This is a genomic window from Actinomadura vinacea (assembly GCF_039532545.1).
Taxonomy (GTDB): domain Bacteria; phylum Actinomycetota; class Actinomycetes; order Streptosporangiales; family Streptosporangiaceae; genus Spirillospora; species Spirillospora vinacea.
The window spans coordinates 21,234-42,611 of record NZ_BAAARW010000003.1 but is presented as its reverse complement, the minus strand read 5'-3'; the positions used below and the strand labels follow the sequence as shown (position 1 = coordinate 42,611).

General features: G+C 71.9%; 20 protein-coding genes. 4 read left to right on the top strand and 16 right to left on the bottom strand.

Annotated elements, in window-relative coordinates:
- From ABD340_RS04665 to ABD340_RS04595, 15 genes are all read right to left on the bottom strand, one after another.
- On the bottom strand, positions 1-774 hold the full coding sequence (locus ABD340_RS04665; RefSeq protein WP_344587187.1) for an ABC transporter ATP-binding protein: 774 nt from the start codon (positions 772-774) through the stop codon (positions 1-3).
- Complete coding sequence (locus tag ABD340_RS04660; protein WP_344587186.1) at positions 767-2,581, bottom strand: ABC transporter permease subunit; 1,815 nt, start codon at positions 2,579-2,581, stop codon at positions 767-769. Before ABD340_RS04660 ends, ABD340_RS04665 begins: the two co-directional genes overlap by 8 nt.
- Positions 2,578-3,459: a branched-chain amino acid ABC transporter permease gene (locus ABD340_RS04655; RefSeq protein ID WP_344587185.1), complete on the bottom strand. Its 882-nt coding sequence runs from the start codon at positions 3,457-3,459 to the stop codon at positions 2,578-2,580. Before ABD340_RS04655 ends, ABD340_RS04660 begins: the two co-directional genes overlap by 4 nt.
- Positions 3,460-3,512: 53 nt before the next feature.
- On the bottom strand, positions 3,513-4,697 hold the full coding sequence (locus ABD340_RS04650) for an ABC transporter substrate-binding protein (RefSeq protein WP_344587184.1): 1,185 nt from the start codon (positions 4,695-4,697) through the stop codon (positions 3,513-3,515).
- A gap of 78 nt (positions 4,698-4,775) precedes the next feature.
- Positions 4,776-5,900: an NDMA-dependent alcohol dehydrogenase gene (locus tag ABD340_RS04645; RefSeq protein ID WP_344587183.1), complete on the bottom strand. Its 1,125-nt coding sequence runs from the start codon at positions 5,898-5,900 to the stop codon at positions 4,776-4,778.
- Positions 5,901-5,943: 43 nt separating this feature from the next.
- Complete coding sequence (locus tag ABD340_RS04640) at positions 5,944-7,398, bottom strand: aldehyde dehydrogenase family protein (RefSeq protein WP_344587182.1); 1,455 nt, start codon at positions 7,396-7,398, stop codon at positions 5,944-5,946.
- Entirely contained in the window at positions 7,395-8,282 is an 888-nt protein-coding gene (locus ABD340_RS04635; protein WP_344587181.1) for an HpcH/HpaI aldolase/citrate lyase family protein, read from the bottom strand. Before ABD340_RS04635 ends, ABD340_RS04640 begins: the two co-directional genes overlap by 4 nt.
- Complete coding sequence (locus ABD340_RS04630) at positions 8,282-9,484, bottom strand: CaiB/BaiF CoA transferase family protein (RefSeq protein WP_344587180.1); 1,203 nt, start codon at positions 9,482-9,484, stop codon at positions 8,282-8,284. Before ABD340_RS04630 ends, ABD340_RS04635 begins: the two co-directional genes overlap by 1 nt.
- Entirely contained in the window at positions 9,481-10,737 is a 1,257-nt protein-coding gene (locus ABD340_RS04625) for an amidohydrolase family protein (RefSeq protein ID WP_344587179.1), read from the bottom strand. The genes ABD340_RS04630 and ABD340_RS04625 overlap by 4 nt, the downstream gene beginning before the upstream one ends.
- Before the next feature lie 41 nt (positions 10,738-10,778).
- On the bottom strand, positions 10,779-11,180 hold the full coding sequence (locus ABD340_RS04620) for a Zn-ribbon domain-containing OB-fold protein (RefSeq protein WP_344587178.1): 402 nt from the start codon (positions 11,178-11,180) through the stop codon (positions 10,779-10,781).
- Positions 11,177-12,310 carry a thiolase family protein gene (locus ABD340_RS04615; protein WP_344587177.1) on the bottom strand — a complete coding sequence of 378 codons (1,134 nt, stop codon included), beginning with the start codon at positions 12,308-12,310 and terminating at the stop codon, positions 11,177-11,179. The genes ABD340_RS04620 and ABD340_RS04615 overlap by 4 nt, the downstream gene beginning before the upstream one ends.
- Positions 12,311-12,321: 11 nt before the next feature.
- On the bottom strand, positions 12,322-13,248 hold the full coding sequence (locus ABD340_RS04610; protein ID WP_344587176.1) for an acyl-CoA dehydrogenase family protein: 927 nt from the start codon (positions 13,246-13,248) through the stop codon (positions 12,322-12,324).
- Positions 13,238-14,374, bottom strand: a complete 1,137-nt coding sequence (locus ABD340_RS04605; RefSeq protein ID WP_344587175.1) for an acyl-CoA dehydrogenase family protein — start codon at positions 14,372-14,374, stop codon at positions 13,238-13,240. Before ABD340_RS04605 ends, ABD340_RS04610 begins: the two co-directional genes overlap by 11 nt.
- Positions 14,371-14,739 carry a carboxymuconolactone decarboxylase family protein gene (locus tag ABD340_RS04600; protein WP_344587174.1) on the bottom strand — a complete coding sequence of 123 codons (369 nt, stop codon included), beginning with the start codon at positions 14,737-14,739 and terminating at the stop codon, positions 14,371-14,373. The genes ABD340_RS04605 and ABD340_RS04600 overlap by 4 nt, the downstream gene beginning before the upstream one ends.
- The gene (locus ABD340_RS04595) at positions 14,736-16,052 is read right to left on the bottom strand and encodes an acyl-CoA dehydrogenase family protein (protein WP_344587173.1); all 1,317 of its coding nucleotides are present in this window, start codon (positions 16,050-16,052) and stop codon (positions 14,736-14,738) included. Before ABD340_RS04595 ends, ABD340_RS04600 begins: the two co-directional genes overlap by 4 nt.
- 186 nt (positions 16,053-16,238) lie before the next feature.
- Between ABD340_RS04595 and ABD340_RS04590 the strand changes: the two genes are divergently transcribed.
- The 3 genes from ABD340_RS04590 (at position 16,239) to modA (ending at position 18,061) form a co-directional block, all read left to right on the top strand.
- Positions 16,239-16,490 (top strand): hypothetical protein, encoded by a 252-nt coding sequence (locus tag ABD340_RS04590; protein WP_344587172.1) that lies wholly within the window; start codon positions 16,239-16,241, stop codon positions 16,488-16,490.
- 323 nt (positions 16,491-16,813) lie between these two features.
- Entirely contained in the window at positions 16,814-17,221 is a 408-nt protein-coding gene (locus ABD340_RS04585; RefSeq protein ID WP_344587171.1) for a TOBE domain-containing protein, read from the top strand.
- Between the two features lie 39 nt (positions 17,222-17,260).
- A complete protein-coding gene (gene modA / locus ABD340_RS04580) occupies positions 17,261-18,061 on the top strand; it encodes a molybdate ABC transporter substrate-binding protein (protein WP_344587170.1) in 801 nt (266 codons plus the stop codon).
- 135 nt (positions 18,062-18,196) lie between these two features.
- Here the strand turns inward: modA and ABD340_RS04575 are convergent, their stop codons facing one another.
- Positions 18,197-18,634, bottom strand: coding sequence for a hypothetical protein (locus ABD340_RS04575; protein ID WP_344587169.1), 438 nt, complete (start codon positions 18,632-18,634; stop codon positions 18,197-18,199).
- A gap of 325 nt (positions 18,635-18,959) precedes the next feature.
- On the opposite strand from ABD340_RS04575, the gene ABD340_RS04570 reads away from it, so the two are divergent.
- Positions 18,960-21,266: an ATP-binding protein gene (locus ABD340_RS04570; protein WP_344587168.1), complete on the top strand. Its 2,307-nt coding sequence runs from the start codon at positions 18,960-18,962 to the stop codon at positions 21,264-21,266.
- The last annotated feature ends 112 nt before the right edge of the window (positions 21,267-21,378 follow it).

Genomic DNA, 21,378 nt, shown 5'->3' with positions numbered 1-21,378 from the left:
TCACGCGGACGGCACCCCGAGGAACGCCTCGACGACGTCCGGCCGGGCCAGCATCTCCGCCGGAGTGCCCACGCCGAGCGGTGTCCCGTGGGCGAGCACGAGCGTGCGGCCGCAGCGCCGGGAGACGAAGTCGACGTCGTGGTCGACCAGCACGGTCGTGACGCCGGCGGCGCACACCTGGTCGATCGCGTCCGCGACGTCGGCCCGTTCCCCGGTCGTGGTGCCCGAGGTCGGCTCGTCCAGCAGCAGCACCTGGGGACGCGCGGCGAGGGCACGCGCGATGTCGGCCCGTTTCTGCACGCCGTAGGGCAGCTCGGCGAGTTCCTCCATGGCGAGCGGGGCCAGCCCGAGCAGGTCCAGGACCTCGCGGGCCGCGGCCCGTTCACGCCGCTCGGCACGTTCCATCACCGGCCACGCCAGCACCGACCACAGCGCCGACGCGCGGCCGCGGTGGACGGCCCCGAGCAGGACGTAGTCCAGCAGCGTGAACCGCTTGAAGTGCTCGGTGTTCTGGAACGTCCGGGCCAGGCCCAGGGCCGAGACGCGGTGCGGGGCGAGGCCGTCCACGCGCGTCCCGAACAGCGAGATCGTCCCGCCGTCCAGCCGGTACACGCCGGACACGCAGTTCAGCAGCGCGGTCTTGCCCGCGCCGTTCGGCCCGATGATCCCGAACGTCTCGCCGCGCTCGACGTCGAAGCCCACCCCGTCCACCGCGGTGATCCCGCCGAAGCGCAGCACCGCGTCGCGCACGCTCAGCGCGATCTCGTCAGACATTGCCCGGCACCCCGCTCAGCAGTTCGTGATCGGCCATCTCGGACGGCGGCCCGGCGGCGACGATCCGGCCGGCCTCCATGAGGTAGACGTGGTCGGCGAGCCGCAGCGCCGCCGCCGCGTTCTGCTCCACCAGCAGCACGCTCATGCCCTGCTCGTCGCGCAGTTCCCGGATGACGTCGCCGATCCGCTGGATCATCGCGGGGGCGAGGCCGAGCGAGAACTCGTCGACCAGCAGCAGATCGGGACGCAGCAGGGCGGCGACCGACAGCGCCAGCAGTTGCCGTTCACCGCCGCTGAGCAGCCCGGCCTGCTGGTCGAGCCGCTCGCTCAGCCCCGCGAAGTACGGCCGCTCCAGCAGCTGGGCGGCACCGTCCGGATCGGCGAGCGCGAGGTGCTCGCCGACGGTGAGGCTGGGGAACACCTTGTCCCGCTCGGGCACCAGGACGGCACCGGCCGCCGCGGTCTTCTCCGGCGGGAGCGTGGTGACCGGGGTGCCGCACACCGAGATCTCCCCGCGCACGCGCGTCTGCTCCCAGGCGAGGAAGCCGGTCACCGCGCGCAGGGTGCTGCTCTTGCCCGCCCCGTTGCGGCCGTACACCGCCACGATCTCGCCGGGCCGGACGAGCACGTCCAGCCCGTCGACCGCGCGGGCACCGGTGGAGTAGGTGACGTGCAGGTCCCGGATCTCCAGCGCGGCGGGTCGTCGCCCGTCGTTCTCGCGGACGCGCGGGCGTTCGGGCCGCGGCTCGTCCGCCGGCGTCCGGCCGCGGTCGCGGTCGCGGTCACGGCGGCGGAACGCCCCGCGCACCGTGGGCGCGATGCCCTCCGGCCGGTACAGCAGGAAGCCGAGCACCAGGACGCCGTAGAGGCCGTTGTTGATGTAGTGGATGTTCTCGCTCAGCCACTCGCCCGCCCCGGTGGACGGCAGCGCGCCGGGCAGCGAGGACAGCAGGTACGGCAGCACGACCACGACCGCCGCGCCCAGCACGGCGCCGGAGACCGTGCCCAGCCCGCCGATGATCAGCATCACGATGAACGAGATCGCGAAGTCGAGCGAGAACATGTCGGACGAGACCAGCTGCGCGTGGTAGGCCAGCAGCGACCCGGCGACCGAGACGACGATCGAGCTGCCGACGAAGGCGCTGATCTTCCACCGGACCACGTTGACGCCGATCGCGCCGGCCGCCAGCTCGCTCTCCCGGATGACGTTCCACATCCGTCCCGGCGCGTGCCGCGACAGCCCGCGCACGACCAGGATCGTCAGGCCGAGGCACCCGCCGAGCACGACGATCAGCGGGCCGCCGAGGTCGAGCTCGTACCCGCCGACGCTCGGCGGCCGCACCTGCAGCCCGGACGCGCCGCCGGTCGCGGTCTGGTACCGGTCGCCGGCGAACGCGACGAAGTACTGCAGGGCCAGCGTGGCCAGCGCGAGGTAGATGCCGCGCAGCCGCAGCGCGGGGATCGCGACGAGGAAGCCCGTCGCGGCGCCGACCGCCCCGCTGACCAGCAGCGGCACCGGGAAGGGCAGGTCGCCGAGGACGGCCGTGGTGTAGGCACCGGTCGCCATCAGGGCGGCGTTGCCCAGCGACACCAGCCCGGCCTCGCCCATCAGCCAGTTCAGCCCGACGGCGCTCATCGCGTAGATGAGCACGGTGCCGCCGACCAGGAGCAGGAAGTCGTTCGCGGTCGCGGCGAACGCGACCAGCGCGATGCCGCCGATCACCCACCGCAGGATCGCCCTGCCGCGCCCGCCGAGCCGGACGCGTCCGCGGAACCCGCCGCCGGCCGTCGTGTCCACCGCGGTCATAGCCGCACCACCTTCTGGCTCCCGAAGAATCCCTGCGGCCGCACCAGCAGCACGGCGAGCAGGACGGCGTAGGCGAGCACGTCCGACCAGGCGCCCCCGATCAGGTAGGTGGCCCCGGTCTGCACGACGGCCAGCACGACCCCGCCCAGCACCACGCCCCGGATGGAGTCGAGGCCGCCGAGCAGCACCGCGGGGAACGCGGTCAGGCCGAGCGCCTGGATCCCGGTCGGGTCGATGGACAGCCGCATCGCCTGGACGATCCCGGCGACCCCGGCGCACAGCGCCGCCACGCCCCACGCGATCGCCGACATCCGATGCACGCTGATCTTCGTCAGGGCGGCCAGCAGGGGCCCGTCCGCGACCGCGCGCATCTTCACCCCGACGCGGCTGCGCCGGATCAGCTGGTCGAAGACGATCACGGTCGCGAGCGCGAACAGGATGAGGAAGACGTCCAGCCGGGAGAACGACACCGGTCCGAGGGAGAACCACGGGGACCGCGACAGCGGCTCCGGCATCGTCCGGGTGCTCGGCCCCCAGATCATCAGGACGATGACGACGAGCACCACGTTCAGCCCGAGCGTGGCGATGACCAGCGAGAACTCGGCGGCGCCGACGAGCCTGCGGAACAGCAGGCCGTAGGTGAGCGCGCCGATCGCGGTGAGCGCCAGCAGCGTCAGCGGGATGGCGGCCGCCCAGGGGACGCCGAGCCCGGTCGTGACGCTGTAGAAGATCAGTGCGCCGAGCAGCATCAGGCCGCCCTGCGCGAAGTTGAGGACTCCGGTCGCCTTGTACAGGATGACGAATCCGACGCCGACCGCGGCGTACAGCCCGGCCAGCACGAGCGCGCCGACCAGGGCCTGAGCCAATTCAGGGGTCATACCGACTCCTAGGAGAGAAGGGGAACGGCAGCGGGGGGCCGCCCGCTGTCCGGCTATGCCCCGGGGCCCCCGCCCGCCGGCACGTTCGACGCGACTTCGCGCAGCGCCTTGGCACGCGGATCCCAGGCGTAGAAGCTGACCGCGCGCACACCCTCGTGATCATCTGGCGAGAAGCCGACCGGCCCGCTGGCGAACCCGCCGGAGTCGAACCTCAGGTTCTCCAGGGCGTGCCGCATCTTCGCCCCCGGGCACGGGTGGCCGCAGACGCGCAGCCCTTCGGCGATCTCGGCCGCCTGCAGGTAGCCGATGTTGGCGTAGGCGGTGGTCGCGGGCTTGCCGTTGCGCTGCATCGCGCGCGCGAACCGCCGCACGCCCGCGCCGGTCCCGTCACCGCTCATCGCCGCGTTGGACAGGCCGTAGTAGTCCGGGTTCTTGAGCGGCAGCAGGCTGCCCGCGGCCGTGGTGCCGTCGTAGTTGACGAACGGCACCCGCACCTGGCGGGCGGCCATGTTGCGCAGGAACAGGATCGCGAGCGGGTCGTACAGCGCTCCGACGACGATGTCCGGCTTGGCGGCGACGATGCGCGCGGTCTGCGCGCTCACGTCGGTCGCGGTCAGCGGGACGCTCTCGTCGGCCACGACCTGCCAGCCGCGCTTCTGCGCCGACGCCCGGAGGTTCTTCTCCAGGTTGGCGCTGGCCGCGGACGCGAAGTAGATGATCGCGATCCGCGGCTTGGCGGCGCGGACGAGCGTCCCGGCGAACCGGATCATCGGGGCGGCCTGGTTGCCCTGCGACGTCCGGGCGGCGAACACGTACGGCGACACCGGCCGCAGCAGGTCGTCGGCCACCGCGCTGCACACGAGCGGCACCCGCAGCCGGGTCGCGCGCGGCGCGGCGGCCCCGCAGCCGTTGCTCACCAGCAGCCCGCCGATCGCGGAGGTGTCCGGCGAGGCGGCGAGCCGGGCCACGTTGGCCGAGCCGCGGCCGACCTCGCCCCCGTCGTCGAGGTAGGTCACCTCGACCTTGCGGCCGTTGATGCCGCCCTCGGCGTTGAGGAGGTCGAAGTAGGCCTTGAACCCGTCGCGCTGGCCGACGCCGTTCAGCGCGTACTTGCCGGAAAGGTCGGTGGTGAACCCGACCCGATAGCCGTCGCTCCCGCCGGTGCCGCACCCGCCGGCCGGGAAGCATGCCGCGACGGCGGCGCACGCGACGGCGCGTCGCCACGCCCGTTCCCTCATGTCAGCAGCCCGTCCTTGCCTCGGAACCGCTCCCAGTGCGTCGGATCGTGGGCGATCCAGACCGCGGCGCCAGCCCGGTCAGGCATCGCCGCCTCCGAAGGTGACCACGCCGCGGATGTTGCGGCCGGCGTGCATGTCGGCGTACGCCTCGTTGATCTGGTCCAGCGGGTAGCGACGGGTGATCAGCTCGTCCAGCTTGATCGAGCCTCGTTCGTACAGGTCGAGCATCAGCGGGATCTCCCGGGCGGGGGCGCCCATCCCGAACAGCGCGCCCTGGATGCGTTTCTGGTGCATGGTGAGGTCCAGTGCGGGGATCGGGATGTCGGTCAGCTCGTGGCTGGCCGCGCTGGTGAGGACCAGCGTGCCGCCTTTGCGAATGGTCGAGAAGGCCTGGCCGATGTGCTCGCCGGTGACGACCCCGACGCTGAGGATCGTGGCGTCGCTGCCCTGCCCGTTGGTGACGCCGCGGGCCAGTTCGGCGGCCTCGTCGATGTGCGCGAACGCGTCGGTGGCGCCGAGTTCGAGGGCGAGTGCCCGCTTGGCGTCCACGGGATCGACCGCGATGACGCGCTCCGCGCCGACGTGGCGGGCGCCCTGCACGGCGTTCATGCCGATGCCGCCGGTGCCCATGACGATCACCACGTCGCCGGGCTCGATCTCGGCGGCGCGGACCGCCGAGCCCCACCCGGTGGGCACCGAGCAGCCGGCGATCGCGGCCACGTCGAACGGGACGTCCTTGCGGATCTTGGTGGCCGAGACCTCCGGCATCACCGTCCACTCCGAGAACGTCGAGACGCACGCGTTCTGGGCCACGCCCCGGCCGTCGGCGTGCATCCGGAACGTGCCGTCGAGCTGCGTGCCGACGGTGATCAGCGCGCCGTTGTCGCAGATGTTCTGGTGGCCGCCGGTGCACATCCGGCAGTGCCCGCAGGACGGGATGAACGAGGCGACGACGTGGTCACCGGGCTTCACCCGGGTGACGTTCGGCCCGACGGCCTCGACGATGCCGGCGCCCTCGTGCCCGCCGCAGGCCGGATAGTTGTGGAACAGGATGTCGCCCTGGGCGAAGTGGTCGTCGGAATGGCACAGCCCGCTGGCCATCATCTTGACCAGGACCTCGCCGTCACGGGGCGGGTCGAGGTCGACCTCCCGGACGTCCCACTTGCCCGGTGCCTCCCAGAGCAAGGCCGCACGCGTCTTCATGGATCTTCCTTTCGATCCCTGGGGGTGGGTGGACGGGCCCTCGCTACCGGGCCCACTGGACGTGCTGAGGTTCGAGGTATTCGTGGACTCCCCAGCGGCCGAGCTCGCGCCCGACGCCGCTGGCCCCGAATCCGCCCATGGGGGCGTCCGGCCGGAACGCGCCGCCGCCGTTGACCGACACCGATCCGCTGCGCAGCCGGGCGGCCAGCGCGACGCCGGACTCGGTGTCGGCGGTGTAGACGTAGGCGTGCAGGCCGTACCGGGTGCCGTTGGCCAGCGCGACCGCCTCGTCCAGGTCGCGGTAGGGGAAGGCCACCGCGACCGGGCCGAAGATCTCTTCCTGCGCCACCGGGGAGCCCGGCGCGGCACCGGCGAGCAGGACCGGGTTGGTGAACCAGCCGCGCTCGACCGGCGGCCGGCCGCCGCCGGCGATGATCCGCGCGCCGCCGGCGACGGCGTCGGCCACGAACCGCTCGACCCGGTCGCGGTGCGCGGCGCTGATCATCGGGCCGACGGTGACGTCCGCCGACCACGGGTCGCCGACGCGCAGGTCGCGGTAGGCGGCCTCGCTGATGGCGGCGAAGTCGTCCCAGGCGGACTCCGGGACGAGCAGCCGGGTCGGCGCGGCGCACGCCTGGCCGCCGTTGCGCGCGTACCGGAAGTGGATGCCCGGCACGACCGCCGCGAGGTCGGCGTCCGGGGCGATGAGCGCCGCCGACTTGCCGCCCAGTTCGAGGACGACCCCGCGCGTCCCGGCGGCGGCCTGCCGCATCACCTGCGTGCCGACCGCCTCGGATCCGGTGAACGCGATCTTGTCGACGCGCGGGTGCTCGGTCAGCGCCCGGGCCGCCTCCGCGCCGCCGGCCAGGACGTTCACGACCCCCGCCGGCAGCCCGGCGGCGCGGACGGCCTCCCCGAACAGCAGGGTCGCGATCGGGGTGCGCGGCGACGGCAGCAGCACGGCGGTGCAGCCGGCGGCGAGGGCGGCGCCGAGCTTGTGCACCGCGAGCAGCAGCGGGTAGTTGTAGGCGGCGATCGCCGCGACGACGCCCACCGGGCGGTAGGCCACGATGCTCGCCGAGCCGGGCGGCCCGGGATCCGGCGGCAGCCGCTCCGTCCTGTCCTCCAGCGCCAGCTTGGCGTAGTGGCGCAGGTGCGCGGCCGGGACGGCGACCTGGAGCGACTCGGCGAGGGCGACCGGGGAGCCGACCTCGGTCACGATCGCCTCGACCAGCTCGCGATGCCGCCGCTCGATCCCGTCGGCGAGGCGTTCGAGCGCGCCCGCGCGTTCTTCGGGCGATCCCCAGGGCCCTTCGCCGAAGGCCGCGGCCGCCGCCTCGACCGCGGCCGCCACCTGCTCCGGCGAGGCGCCCGCCACCACGGCGCACTCGTCCTCGGTGGCGGGGTTCACGACGTGCAGCGGTTCGCCCTCGCCGCGCACGGCCTGCCCGTCGATGAGCAGGCGCAGGTCGGCCCGGACGGCTGCCGCGCGGCTCACCGCTCGGCCCTCGCGAGCAGGCTGCGGGCCTTCTCGTAGTCGTGCACCAGGATCGGCTCGCCGTCCGGGGAGAGCGCCGCCGCCCGGTTCCCGGCCAGCACCTCCTCGTAGGCGGCGACGCACTCCCGCGCGGCCCGCCGCTCCTCCTCGCCCGGTGTGAACTCGTCGTTGATGATGTCGACGTGCGGCGGATAGAACGTGGTCATCGCGGTGAACCCCATGCGCCGCGACGCGCGCACCCGGTCGCGGATCACGGCCAGGTCCCGGATGTCGTGGGCGTAGGCGATGTCGGTGGTCGCGAGCCCGTAGGCGGCGCCGGCCAGCGCGGTCAGCGTCTTGGTCACGTGGAAGATCCCGTTGAGGGCGCCGTCCGGCTCGTACAGCGGCACCCCCGCGTCGACGCTGATGTCGCCGGGACCCGACATCAGGCCGACCACGCCCGGCACCGTCGCGATGTCCCGCAGTTCCAGCACCGACCGGCTGGTCTCGATGATCGCGAAGATGTCCGGGTCGGCGCCGTGACCGCGGAACAGCTCCTGCACCTCGCGGACGTCGTCGGCCGACGAGATCTTGGGGTAGACGACGCAGTCCGGCCGGCACCCGGCCAGCGCCTCGATGTCGTCGGCGCCCCAGGGGGTGGTGAGGTGGTTCGGCCGGGGCAGCAGCAGCTTCGTCCCGTCGAACGCGCGCTCGCGCAGCGCCCGCACCGCGCGCTCGCGCGCCTCCTCCTTTCCCGCCGGGGCAACGGAGTCCTCCAGGTCGAGGAAGACCGCGTCCGCCGGGATGCCCGGCAGCTTGCCCCACTTGCGGTCGTCCAGGATGGGCGTCTCCAGGATGCTGCGCAGCGCGCGATAGTCGTGCCGCCCGGGCCCGCTCGTGGTCATCAGATCACCTTCGCCGCGCGGAACTTCTCGATCTCTTCGGCGCTGTGCCCGAGCCATTCGCCGAGCACGAGGCCGTTGTCCTCGCCAAGGTCCGGGCCGGTGCGCCACACCCGCCCGGGCCGCTCCGCCATCCGGGGGACGACGGCCTGCATCCGGACCGGGCCCAGCTCGGGATCGTCCACCTCGACGATGTCCTCGCGCTCGGCGTAGACCGGGTCGGCGAGGATGTCGGCGGCGGTGTAGACCCGCGAGGCGGTCACCTCGGCCGCGGTCATCTCCGCCAGCGCGTCCGCGGCGTTCCGCGCCCCGATCCACGCGCGCAGCAGCGTGTCCAGCCGCTCCTTGCGGGCGGTCTGCTGCTCGACGGTCGCGTACTCCGCCGCCGGCTCGCCCAGCAGGACGGCGATGTTGCGCACCGACCGCGGCGTCCCGGACGTCACGGTGATCCACACCTCGTCCGCGCTGTGGAAGGTGTTGACCACCGCCGCGGGCGCGACCGCGAGCTGGTTCCCGGCCCGCGCCGGCGTCACGCCGAGCTGGTCGGCGACGATGACCTGCCACTCGATCAGCCGGAACAGCGGCTCGAACAGCGCCAGGTCGATCCACTCGCCGGTGAAGTCCGGCTCGTGCCGCCGGACGAGCGCGGCGCAGATGCCGTACGCGCCCATCAGCGCGGTCACGCTGTCGCCGTGCGAGAACCCGGTGTGCACCGGCGGGCCGTCCGGGAACCCGGTCAGGTGCACCACGCCGCTGCGCGCCTCGCCGACCTTGCCGAACCCCGGCTCGTTCGCCACGCTCGTGGACGCGCCGTTGCCGGTGATCTGCAGCATGACCAGCCGCGGGTGCGCCGCGTGCAGCGTCTCCCAGTCCAGCCCCCAGCCGCGCAGCGTGTCCGGCCGCATGTTGGTGATCAGCACATCGGCCCAGGCCACCAGCTCGCGCGCCAGGTCGCGGCCCGCCGCGGTGCGCAGGTCGAGGGTCACCGAGCGCTTGTTGCGCCCGGCGACCTTCCACCACAGGTGCACCCCGTCCTTCGCCGGTCCCTGCCGCCGGGCGGTGTCGCCGGTGCCGGGCGCCTCGACGTGCACGACGTCCGCGCCGAGGTCGGCCAGCAGCGTGCCGGCGAGCGGGCCCGCGATGACGTGGGCCAGCTCGACGACCTTCACACCGGCCAGCTGGCCGGCGCCCGCCCGCGCCGTCACGGGAGCTCGATCCGGTAGAGCTCGGCGGCGTTGTCCTGCAGGACGCGCCGCTGGGAGCGCGCGTCCAGCCCGCCCATGACGCGGGTGAAGTGCTCGCGCGGCCCCGGGTACAGGCAGGTCGGGTGCGGGACGTCGGTCTCGACGAGCACGTTCTCCACGCCGATGTCGTGGATCAGCTTGGCCGGGGCGACCTGCTCGAACCACCACATGACGTAGAGGTGGTCGCGGAAGTACTCGGTCGGCCGCCGCCGCGCCAGCGCCAGCTCGGCGGGGTCGGTGACCATCTCGTCGAACTGGAACTCCATCGCCTCCAGGATGAACGGGATCCAGCCGATGCCGCTCTCCGCGGAGACGATCTTGAGGTTGGGGTGGCGGTCGAACAGGTCGCTCATGCAGAGGTTGACGATGATGCGGACGTTGCTCATGTACATCTGCGTCGCGCCGACGGCCAGCCGCCGCTGCTTGCCGTAGTACTTCCACGCCGGCGGCGCCACGGACGGCACACCGGGGCCGGACGTGTTCGGCGCCTTCTGCCCGATGTTGCCGCGCATCGCCTCCATCTCCTCGCGGCGCGCACCGGCCCCGATGTGGAAGTTGGCGACGAGCCGGGCCTCGTTGAACACGTCCCACATCGGCGTGAAGTACGGGTCGATCAGTTCCGGCAGGCCGAGCAGCTCCGGCTTGTCCGACAGGGTGAAGCCGCGCATGCCCTTGTCGACCAGGCGCGTCATCTCCTTGACCGTCAGGTCCATGTCCCAGATGGGCAGCAGCGCCTGCGGGAACAGCCGGCCGCCCGACTCCTCCTGCGACTCGGCCAGGAAGTCGTTGTAGATCCGCAGGATCTCGGCGCGCTCGGCCTCGTCCTCGATGGCGAAGATGTGGTTGGAGGCGAAGCCGATGCCGTTCGGGTAGAGGATCTGCCCGTAGATCCCCATCGAGTCCAGCAGCTCCAGGCGCTCGCGCACCGACCACGCCGACACGTCCACCCGCTCGAACGGCTGGACCACGTGCGAGCCGAGGATCTTCTCCCGGCCGGTCGAGATCGTGTTGCCGCCGGTGCTGGCCCACAGCTCGTCGTGCAGGTACCAGGCGGTGATGCCGTCGATGGTCTTCTGCACCGGCACCCGGTCGCGCCTGGACGCCGGCACCCGCGAGGTCCACAGGTCGGCGGGCTCGGTCAGGTGCGCGTCGGCATCAATGATCTTGATGTCGGCCAGGACGTCGGTTCCGGTCTCCGGCAGGGTCGCCGTCATCTCCGCTCCTCGTTCAGTAGGTGTCGGAAGGTCACTGAAGGTCACTCGGGGTGGCGCCGGAAGGCGAAGGTGAGCCTGTCCTCGTGGTAGGCGTGCGCCACCACGTCCACGGCGTCGCCCTGTTCGGCCGGCCCGGCGAGCAGGCCGATGACGCACAGGCCCGCGTCGGGGAACCGCGCGACGCCCACGTCGTACGGGGCCAGGACGAGCGCGCCGGGCGGCGGGCTCAGCACCGCGGTCCGGACGTCCAGCACGGCCGGTCCGCGCAGCTCCACCGTTTCGGGCGCCGCGCCGCACGCCGGGCAGCACACGGCACGCGGGAACGCCGTCCGGCCACAGGCGGGGCAGCGCGAGGCGATCAGCGCGGTCGGCTCGCCGGGCGCGGCCAGGACGAACCGCTCCGCCTCCTGGAGCAGGTCCACGGGCTCGAAGGACATCGTCATCGCTGAACCACCACCACGCACGCGTTGTGACCGGCGCCCATCACGTGCCCGAGCCCGGTACGCGCGCCCTCGACCTGACGGGCGCCCGCGCGCCCCCGTACCTGTGTGACCAGCTCGTGCAGCTGGCCCAGCCCGGAGGCGCCCAGCGGCTCCCCCTTGGACAAAAGGCCGCCCGACACGTTGACGGGAATCCGCCCGCCGAGCGCCGTGTCACCCGAGCGCAGCAGCCGCGCCTCCTCCCCGTGCTCGCAAAGCCCGAGCTCGCGGTAGGCCAGCAGTTCGGAGGCCGCGTCGGTGTCCTGGCACTCGACCAGGTCCACGTCCGTCGCGCCGATCCCGCCCTGCTCGGCGGCGAGCGCCATCGCGCGGGCGGTCAGGTTCGTGCGCTCGGCCTGGAAGGACGGCGCGGGCACGAACCAGTCGTCCGGGCCCCGCGAGACCAGCCCGACCGCCGCCAGCCGCACCGGGTCCCCGACGCCTCTGCGGCGCGCCTCGTCCGCGCTCATCAGAACGGTCGCGGCGGCGCCCTCGTTGGGGGCGCACAGCATCAGCAGCCGCAGCGGCGGGCACACGTCCCGGCTGGCCAGCACCTCCTCCCGGGAGACCTCCTTGCGGTACATGGCGTTCGGGTTGTGCACCGCGTGCCGGTGGTTCTTCACCGAGACGTCGGCGAGGTCCTCGACGGTCGCGTCGGTGTCCCGCAGCAGCTCCTGCGCCTGGACGGCGAAGTACAGCGGGTTCACGCCGAGCCCGGTCTCGATCTGCCACCGCTCGAAGCCCGACTCGGGAATGAAGCCGCGGGCCGCCTTCTCGACGCCCACGCACAGCACCACACCGTGCGAGCCGGACTCGATCAGCGATGACGCCAGCGCCAGCGCCGACCCGCTGGAGGCGCACGCCGCCTCCACGTTGATCACCGGCTTGCTCAGGTACCGCAGCCGGTTGACGAGGTTGTGCCCCTTGGCCATCTCGGCGCCGACATTGGCCACCAGGACCATCTCGACGTCCTCGATGGGGACGCCCGCGTCGGCCAGCGCCTCCTGCGCGGCGTAGGCGCCCATCTCCCGGTAGCCGTACTCGAACCGGCCGAACGGATGGATGCCCACCCCCGCCACGACAACGTTGCGCATCGATCTCCCTCCTAGAGCGCCACGAGCGGCGCGGATCGGGCTCCGCGCGCGGCGAGCAGCGCTCCGATCTCCGGTTCCAGGTCCTCGGCGCAGCCGAACAGCGAATCGAGCAGGTACGCGCGTCGGACCACGGCGTGCAGCGGATGCTCGGCGGTGAAGCCCATCGCGCCGCACAGCTGCTGGGCGGCGGCCACCGCCGCGAGCGCGGCCCGTCCGGCCAGGGCCTTCACGGTGAGCGCCCCGAGTTCGCCGCCGGGGTCGGCGGGGATCGCGTCGAGCGCGGCCCGCGCGGCCTCCAGCCCGACGTGCGCGTCCACGAGCCGGTGGCGGACGGCCTGCGCCGCCGCGATCGGCCGCCCGAACTGGTGCCGGGTGCCGACGTACTCGATCGCGAGGTCCAAGGCGCGCTGCCCGGCGCCGGCGAGCTCGTGCGCGATCGCCCGGCGGCCGGTGCCGACCACCCGATGCCATGCCCGTTCCGCCGCGGCACCGGATGGGAGCGTTCCGATCACTCGGTGCGCGCCGAGACCCGGATCGAAGCCCTCCACCGGCCCGCCGTGCAGGGCCTCCGGGGCCACCGGCACCACGTGGGATCCCGTGTGCACCAGATACCGGGTGGCCTTCTCCGGGATCAGCACGATGCCGTCGACATCGATCGCGCCGCCGTCCCGCGAACCGGGCGGCCGCCAGGTTCCGGGCAGCGGAAGCACCACCCGGACGCCGCCGGCGTGATCGTCGCCCGCCAGCGCCAGGTCGAGCAGCGTCGAGCGGCCCACGACGCGGCCCTGCGTGCCCAGCAGCGCGGCGGCGACGGCAGGGTCCGCGACCGGATCGCCGATCCCCGCCTCGGCCAGCTCGGCGACCATCCGCTCCGGGTCGTCGCCCGCGAACACGTGCTCGGCCGTCTCGGCGAGCAGGGCGATCTCGTCAGCGTCCACGGCGGTCCCCCTTGGGCAGCGCGAGCACGTGGTCCGCGACGATGTCGCGCTGCACCTCGGCGGCGCCGCCGAAGATCGAGGACGCGCGGCTGCAGAACCACTCCGCGCGCAGCGCCGCCGCCTCCTCGTCGTCCGAGAGCGCCAGGTCGGCCCAGCGCAGGCGGCGCGCCGCGTCGAACACGGCGTGCTCGGCCCGCGACAACAGCAGCTTGTCCACCGAGATCAGCGGCCCCGGGTTCAGGCCCGCCGCCAGCCGGTGGACGGTCCCGCGCGACTTGGCCCGCAGCGCCGTCGCCGCCAGATGCGCGCGGCCGAGGGAGGCGAGCCGCGTCCGGCCGGCTCCCTCGGGTGCCGTCGCCGCGATCGTGCCGATCCGGTGGTGCAGGACCGCCTGCCGCAGCCAGGCGTACGTGCCGCGCTCGAACTGCAGCAGGTACATCGCGACGGCCCAGCCCTCGTCGACTCCGCCGATCAGATGGCCGGCCGGCACGCGGACGTCGTCGAAGTACATCTCGGCGAACTCGTCCCGGCCGTTCGCGGCACGGATCGGACGCACCGTCACGCCGGGCGCCGTCAGGTCCACCCACAGCAGCGACAGTCCGCGATGCCCGCTGTCGAGTGCGCCGGTGCGGGCCAGCACAGCGGCCCACCGGGCGAACTGGCCGAGGGTCGTCCACAGCTTGTGCCCGTTGAGGACGAACCCGTCGCCGTCCTGCCGGGCCCTCGTGCGCACGCTCGCCAGGTCGCTGCCGGCCTCGGCCTCGGAGAACCCCTGGCCCCAGAGCCGCTCTCCGGAGAGGTAGTCGGTCAGGTGCCGGCCGGCCAGCTCGGGCGCGTACCGGGTGAGCACCGGCCCGAGCGTCTCCAGCAGCACGAACGGTTCCGGAATCCGCACGCCCGCGGCGGCCAGCTCGTCGTACAGAACGGCCCGCAGCACCGCGGACCCGCCGAGCCCGCCCGCCTGCTCCGGCCAGCCCCACCGCGACCAGCCCGCGTCGAAGAGGATCCGCATGAGACGGCGGTCGTCCTCGATGCCGCATGGGCGGCGGAACGGGTCGAGCGCCTCGCGCCGCTCCTCCAGCCAGGCGCGGAGCACGCCGCCATGCCGGTCGGCGACGGAGCTCACCGGTACTCCTCCCGGTCCGCGACCTGGCGCAGCTCGTCCATCGCCGCGATGGCGGTCGGGAAGCCCACGTAGACGACGAGCATGCGCAGCGCGGCCCGCAGGCGCGGCTCCGGGACGCCCGACTGCAGCGCGCCGTGCAGGTAGTTGCGCAGCTGCCCGACCTTGCCGGTGGCGGCCAGCGCCGTGATCGCGACGAGCATCTTGGCCTCGTGGTCGAGGTCCTCGTCCTCCCAGACATCGCCGAAGATGAACTCGTCCGCCCACCCGGCCAGCCGCGGATCGACCGCGGTGAGCGACGACTGCAGTGCGTCGGCCTTCGCGCCCTGGGCGAGGCGGCGCCGGGCGCGGCCCGCTTCCGCTGTCACGCGATGCTCCTTCCGTGCGCCGCGAGCGTGGCGGCGTAACGTTCGGCGGCCAGAGCGCGCCGCGCGGGCAGGTGCCCGGAGGGGAACAGCCCCTCGGCGGGCTCGGCCTCGGCGAGCAGCTCGCGGCCGATCAGCAGCCGGTGGATCTCGGACGGGCCGTCGGCGAGCCCGACGTGCAGCCCGTTGACCAGCATCGCCACGAACGGCATCTCGTCGGAGAGGCCGAGCGCGCCGTGCAGCTGCACCGCCTTGGTGGCCACGTCCGTGAGCACCCGCGAGGCCATCACCTTGACGGCCGAGATGTCGCGCCGCACGCGGCGGTGGTCGTCGTACTTGTCGATCTTCCAGGCGGTGTGCAGGACGAACAGGCGCAGCTGCTCGATCTCCATCCACGCCTCGGCGACCATGTCCTGGACGAGCTGCTTGCGACCGAGCCGCTCGCCGTCGGTGACGCGGGAGACCGCGCGCTCGCACATCGCCTCCAGCGCCATGCGCATGTGCCCGACGCTGCGCATCGCGTGGTGGATCCGGCCGCCCGCCAGGCGGGTCTGCGCGACCTTGAACCCGGATCCGCGCTCGCCGAGCAGCGCGTCCCGCGGCAGCCGCACCTCGCGGTAGCGGATGTAGGAGTGGTCGCCGCCTCCCTCACCCTCGACCCACCCGGCGACGCCCACGTGCCGCACGAACTCCACACCCGGGGTGCCAGCGGGGACCAGGAACATCGACATCCGCCGGGACGCCTGGGCATCCGGGTCGGTGACGGCCAGCACGAACAGGACCGACGCCCAGCGCGCGTTCGAGGAGAACCACTTCTCGCCGTCCAGCACCCACTCGTCGCCATCGAGGCGGGCGGTGGTGGTGAACACCTTGGGATCGGACCCGCCCTGCGGCTCGGTCATCGAGAAGGCCGAGAACATCGTCCCGTCCAGCAGCGGCCCGAGATACCGCTCCTTCTGCTCGGGAGTGCCGTAATGGGCGAGGATCTCGGTGTTGCCGGTGTCGGGGGCCGCGCAGCCGAAGACCACCGGGCCGATCGTGGGTCCGGGGCCCGTCCGGCCGAGGATCTCGTTGAGCAGACCGAGCTTGACCTGGCCGTAGCCGGGGCCGCCGAGCTCAGGGCCGAGGTGGCAGGCCCAGAGGCCGTTGCGCCGCACCTCTTCCTGCAGCGGCGGGACGAGCTCCTGCCGGACCGGGTCGGCCAGATCGAGCGGGTGGTTGATCACGTACTGCACGGGCTCGACGTGCTCGCGCATGAACCGATCCGCCCAATCCAGCTTCTCCTGGTAGCCGGGTTCGGTCTCGAAGTCCCACATCGACTGTGCCGCCTCCCTGCGTTCCTCGGGGTGCGGCGAGTTTATGCGGATAAATAGATTAGAAGCAACCCTCTACTCGGAGATCATCATTTTCGCAGGTCAGCCCGCGAGCAACGCTCCGACCAGAGGTGATCAGCGGTGCTCCATCCTTGTTCCTGCCCACCATCTATGGCAATAATTCGACCCATGGGCCAGATCCTCGTCGACTTCACGTGCTCCGGGTGCGGCGCGACCCGGGAGAGCCGGGTCGCCCAGCCGCCACCGGAACAGCTCACCTCGGCCTGCTGCGACCGTCCGGCGAAGGAGATCGCCGCCCAGGAGACCGCCCTCGAACGGGGCACCCTCACCCCAGCCCGATCCGCCTTCCCAGGCGCGACGGACCTGCCGCCTGCACCCGAGCATGAGGGTCGTAGCGGTGGGCACCTCCAGCTTGGGTGAGCGACGGCGGACCCGGTCTTAGGTGTGCGGCTGGTGTCCCCGGCGCGCGCACACGTACCCCGCCGGAGATCGGCGACAGGCAACGCTGCCGGATGGTCCAATTCTCCGAGCAAGTGCACCTGTGCACACCCTGCGCCGTCGGGTGGGGGCGCCGACTGAGAGGAGGGTCGGCATCAGCTCGTCCATGAGCACGGGGGGTGGACCACCCAGCACGACCCACTGCCAGATAAGGTCACGCATCTACCGCCCTTCTCAAGCGAATTGCAGGGCAGATGCGATGCCAGATCGGCTTAACAGATTGCTTCTGCGGGAAGGTGACAGACGTGGCGACGTACCGGATCAACGAGATGGCGGCGGTGCTGGGAGTCAGCCCCGATACCGTGCGCCGCTGGATCGACGCCGGGCGGCTGCCCGCACATCGCGACGAAGCAGGGCGGCGCGTGGTCGAGGGCGTGGACCTGGCCGCCTTCGCCCGATCCCAGCTCACCTCCGGGCAGGACCGCAACACCACCTCCTCGGCACGCAACCGGCTGCGCGGGATCGTGACCGAGGTCGTCCGGGACCAGGTGATGGCCCAAGTGGAGATCGCCACCGGCCCCTACCGGGTGATGTCGCTGATGAGCCGGGAGGCGGCCGACCAACTCGGCCTGCAGGTCGGCGTGCTCGCCGAAGCAGTGATCAAGTCCACCAACGTCGTCGTCGAACGCCCCACCCCACCCGACCCCACCTGAGCGCACCCGCCTGGCTCTCCCCGTGCCCAAGGAGTCACCATGCCCTCCAAAGACCTCGCGGCCCGTCTGGCGACCCGGCCGAAGGTTCGCCTGAGCATCGGGGTCACCGGCCTGGCCCTGCTCGCCACCGCACTCACCAGCTGCGGCGACACCGGTTCTGGGGGAAACAAGACGGTCACGGTCTTCGCCGCCGCGTCCCTGACCGAGTCGTTCACCGCGCTCGGCAAGAGCTTCGAAGGCTCACATCCGGGAGTGAAGGTCCGCTTCAACTTCGGCGGCAGTTCCACCCTGGCCCAGCAGATCACCCAGGGCGCCCCGGTCGACGTTTTCGCCGCAGCCAGCCCCGCCACCATGAAACCCGTCACCGACGCCCGCCTGGCCAACGGGCAACCCCAGACCTTCGTGCGCAACCGGCTCCAGATCGCCACCCCCGCCGACAACCCCGCCAAGATCACCGGAATCAAGGGCCTGGCCGACCCGAAGGCGAAAGTGGTGCTCTGCGCCCAGAAGGTCCCCTGCGGCGCGGCCGCCCAGAAAGCCCTGGCCGCCGCCAACGTCAGGGTCAAGCCGGTGTCGCTGGAACAGGACGTCAAGGGCGCCCTGAACAAGGTCACCCTAGGCGAGGCCGACGCCGCCCTCGTCTACCGCACCGACGTCAAAGCCGCCGGCGCCAAAGTCCACAGCATCGACTTCCCTGAATCCGCCCAAGCCATCAACGACTACCCCATCGCCACTCTGACCAAGGCCCCCCAACCCGACCTGGCCAAGCAGTTCCTCCAACTGGTGCTCTCCCCCCAAGGCCGAACCGTGCTGACCGGGGCCGGCTTCGACGCACCCTAAGAGCACAGCAGCCCTGGTGAACGCTCGTGGTCAGTTCAGGCGGTGTCGCGGAGCCGCAGCAGGAACGTGATCCGGCCGAAGTCTCGCGAGTGCGCGTTTTAACGGAGTCGAGCGGCTGCCCCTTGAGAGCTGGGGTCAGCTTTCTGGTACGGGCGTCAGGGAGACGTTGTCGAGGTGCAGGGTGTAGGAGACGTCGTACGTTCCCACGTTGAAACTGAATGTGCGGGTGCCGGTTCCGTAGACTGCGACGGGAAGCTCGAAGTGCCGCATGCCGGTCGTCAGCGTGATGGGACGCTCCCAGCGGGGGATGTACTGGCCGTCGGTAAAGGTGTTGACGGTCGCAGCGATCGTGACGTTGCGGGTGGCCCGGGCGTCGAAAGACAGCTTGTACAGCTTTTTGTCGGTGAAGGACAGGTCGCCGTGGGACACCTGCCGGTCCCAGGGATTCACGATGCCGCCCGGGAGATCGCCGAAACCTCCGGTCGGGCCCTCCGCCACGAGTTCACCGCCCTCGACGCGGATGCCGACTATCTGCGTCGAAATACTTACGAACGGTAAATAACGGCCATTCACTCAGAATGATCAACTTCCGGCCAGTATGCCATTTTAGCCGACACGCCACCGAAAGAGCGACAGAGCCATGAACTCTGTGTCACAGACATTTAGCGCTGAGCAGATGCCTGCTCGGGAATGCCGGCGGCGGCCTTTCCGAGCTCCCCCGGCGCCGGACTGGGGGTCGCTCGGACGAATCGGCGCTGCGAATTATGACGTGCTTCTTACTCATTTTGGCGAAGGTTTTACGTAGATATCCGGTAGTAGGATCGGTGAGTAGGTGCAGGTCATGGTGCAACAGGCTGAGCTGAAGGTAGACCGCCTTCCGTATGAGGTGACGAGCTTTGTGGGCCGTCGCCAAGCGGTGGGCGAGCTGAGGCTTGCCCTGTCCAGGGCCAGGCTGGTGACGCTGACCGGGCCCGCCGGCGTGGGCAAGTCCCGCCTGGCGTTGCGGGTCGCCCGTCGGGTGCGGCGGGCCTTCCCGGACGGCGCCGTCCTGATCGAGTTGGCCGGGATCACGGAGCCGACGCTGGTGCCCAGCGCCGTGGCCGCGGCACTGGAGCTGATCGACCATTCGAACCTCGACGCCGAGACCGTCCTGCTGAACGGCCTGGCGAACCGGCGGATGCTGCTGGTCCTCGACAACTGCGAGCACCTGCTGAACGCCTGTGGCCACCTGGTGGACAGGCTGCTGTCGGCCGCGCCGGGGCTTCGGGTTCTGGCCACGAGCCGCGAGCCGCTGGGCATCGGCGCGGAACGGGTCTGGCCGGTGCCGCCGCTGTCGCTGCCGACGGTGAACCGGCCGGACGGGACCTCGTCCACCGGGCCGGATGCCGCGCACGAGGCGATCACCTTGTTCGGAGAGCGGGCCGCGGCCGTGGCGCCGAGCTTCGCCGTCGACGAGAACAACGTGACGGACGTGGCCCGGCTGTGCCAGCGGCTGGACGGTCTGCCGTTGGCGATCGAGCTGGCCGCGGGGCGGATGCGCGTGATGTCGGTGGAGCAGATCCTGGCGCGGCTCGATGACCGTTTCCGGCTGCTGGCCGCGCGCGCCCCCCTCGCCGCGGCGCGGCATCGCACGCTGCGCGCCGCCGTCGAGTGGAGCTTCGACCTGTGCACGCCGTCCGAGCGGACGCTGTGGGCGAGGTGCTCGGTGTTCGCCGGGGAGTTCGACCTGGACGCGGCCGAGGCGGTGTGCTCGGACGACGAGCTGCCCGCGGATCAGGTGCTGTCGTCCGTGGCGGGGCTGGTGGACAAGTCCGTCCTGACCCGGGTGGAACACGGCCTGCGGGTCCGGTACCGGATGCTGGAGACGATCCGCGAGTTCGGGCAGGAGCGGCTCGCCGAACGCGGCGAGGAAGCCATCCTGCGCAGGCGGCACCGTGACCACTATCTGCGGCTGGCGGAGCAGACGGACATTGACGCCTCCGGTCCCCGCCAGGCCGAGCTGGCCGGACGGGCGAGGGCGGACCGCGCCGACATCTGGGCCGCGCTGGACTACTGCTGCACGACGCCCGGTGAGGCCAGGGCGGGACTGCGGCTGGCGACAGGGTTCTGGTACTACTGGTTCGCCTGTGGCTTCGTCCGCGATGGCCGACGGTGGCTGGACCGCCTCCTCGCACTGGACACCGCGCCGAGTTCCGAGCGGGCCAGAGCGCTGTGGGTCAACGGCTTCATCGCCCATCTCCAGGGCAACTGCACCACCTCCCTGAGGCTGGATGAGGAGAGCCGCGAGCTGGCCGGGCAACTGGGCGACGAGACCGCACTGACCTACGCCACCCAGTGCTTCGCCGGCGTGCTCCTGTGGTCCGGTGAGCTGGACGCGGCGCTGCCGTTGCTGGATCAGGTGCTGGCCCGCCATCGCGCTTCGGGTGACTGGACCGCGTTCGCCTTGCTGATCTTCGCGTTGTGCGCCGACGCCGCCTCCCGGCAGGGGCGGATGGACGAGGCGATGGAACTGGTCGCCGAAGCCCGTTCCCTCGGCGCGTCACTGGGTGACCGCTGGATGTTGTCCTGTATCGGGTGGGGCGTCGGCGTCATGTGGTGGATGGCGGGAGTACCGGCCAAGGCCAGGGAGCCGCTGATCGAAGCGCTGCGGGAGAAGGCGGACCTCGACGACCAGTTGGGCATCATGTACTGCCTCGAGATGCTGTCCCTGGTCGCCGGCACCGAGGGCGACTGGAAACGCGCGGCCGTGCTGTACGGCGCCGCGGCCCGCATGCGCGAGCCGATCGACCACCCGTTGTTCGGGGCACAGAGGTTCCTCGACTGGTCCCGGCAGTGCGAAACCGACTGCCGCAAGGCGCTCGGGGATGCGGCGTTCACGGCCATCTCACAGCAAGGCGCGCAGCTGGCACAGCCGGAACTCATCACTGACGCGCTGGGCGCGGACGCTTTCGCGCCGCCCAGCGCCGGCGCGCCGTCCGCGCAGGCGTCCGCCGGCACGCTGACCAGGCGCGAGGTGGAGGTCGCCGCGCTGATCGCCGGGGGCATGTCCAACAAGCAGATCGCCGCCGAACTCGTCATCGCACAGCGCACGGCGGAAGCACACGTCGAACACATCCTTTCCAAGCTGGGCTTCACCTGCCGCGCTCAGATCGCCACCTGGGTCACCGAGCAGGACCGACCGCCCGGCAAGGGCGAAGCCGGGTGACGAGCCCCACCGAGCGGGCTCTCCCACAGGCGCACGCGGTGTTCGTTCATGGCGAGGACGTCGATGATCTGGGAAGAGAGCTACCAGGAGATCCTGGGGCAGCGCCGCCTAC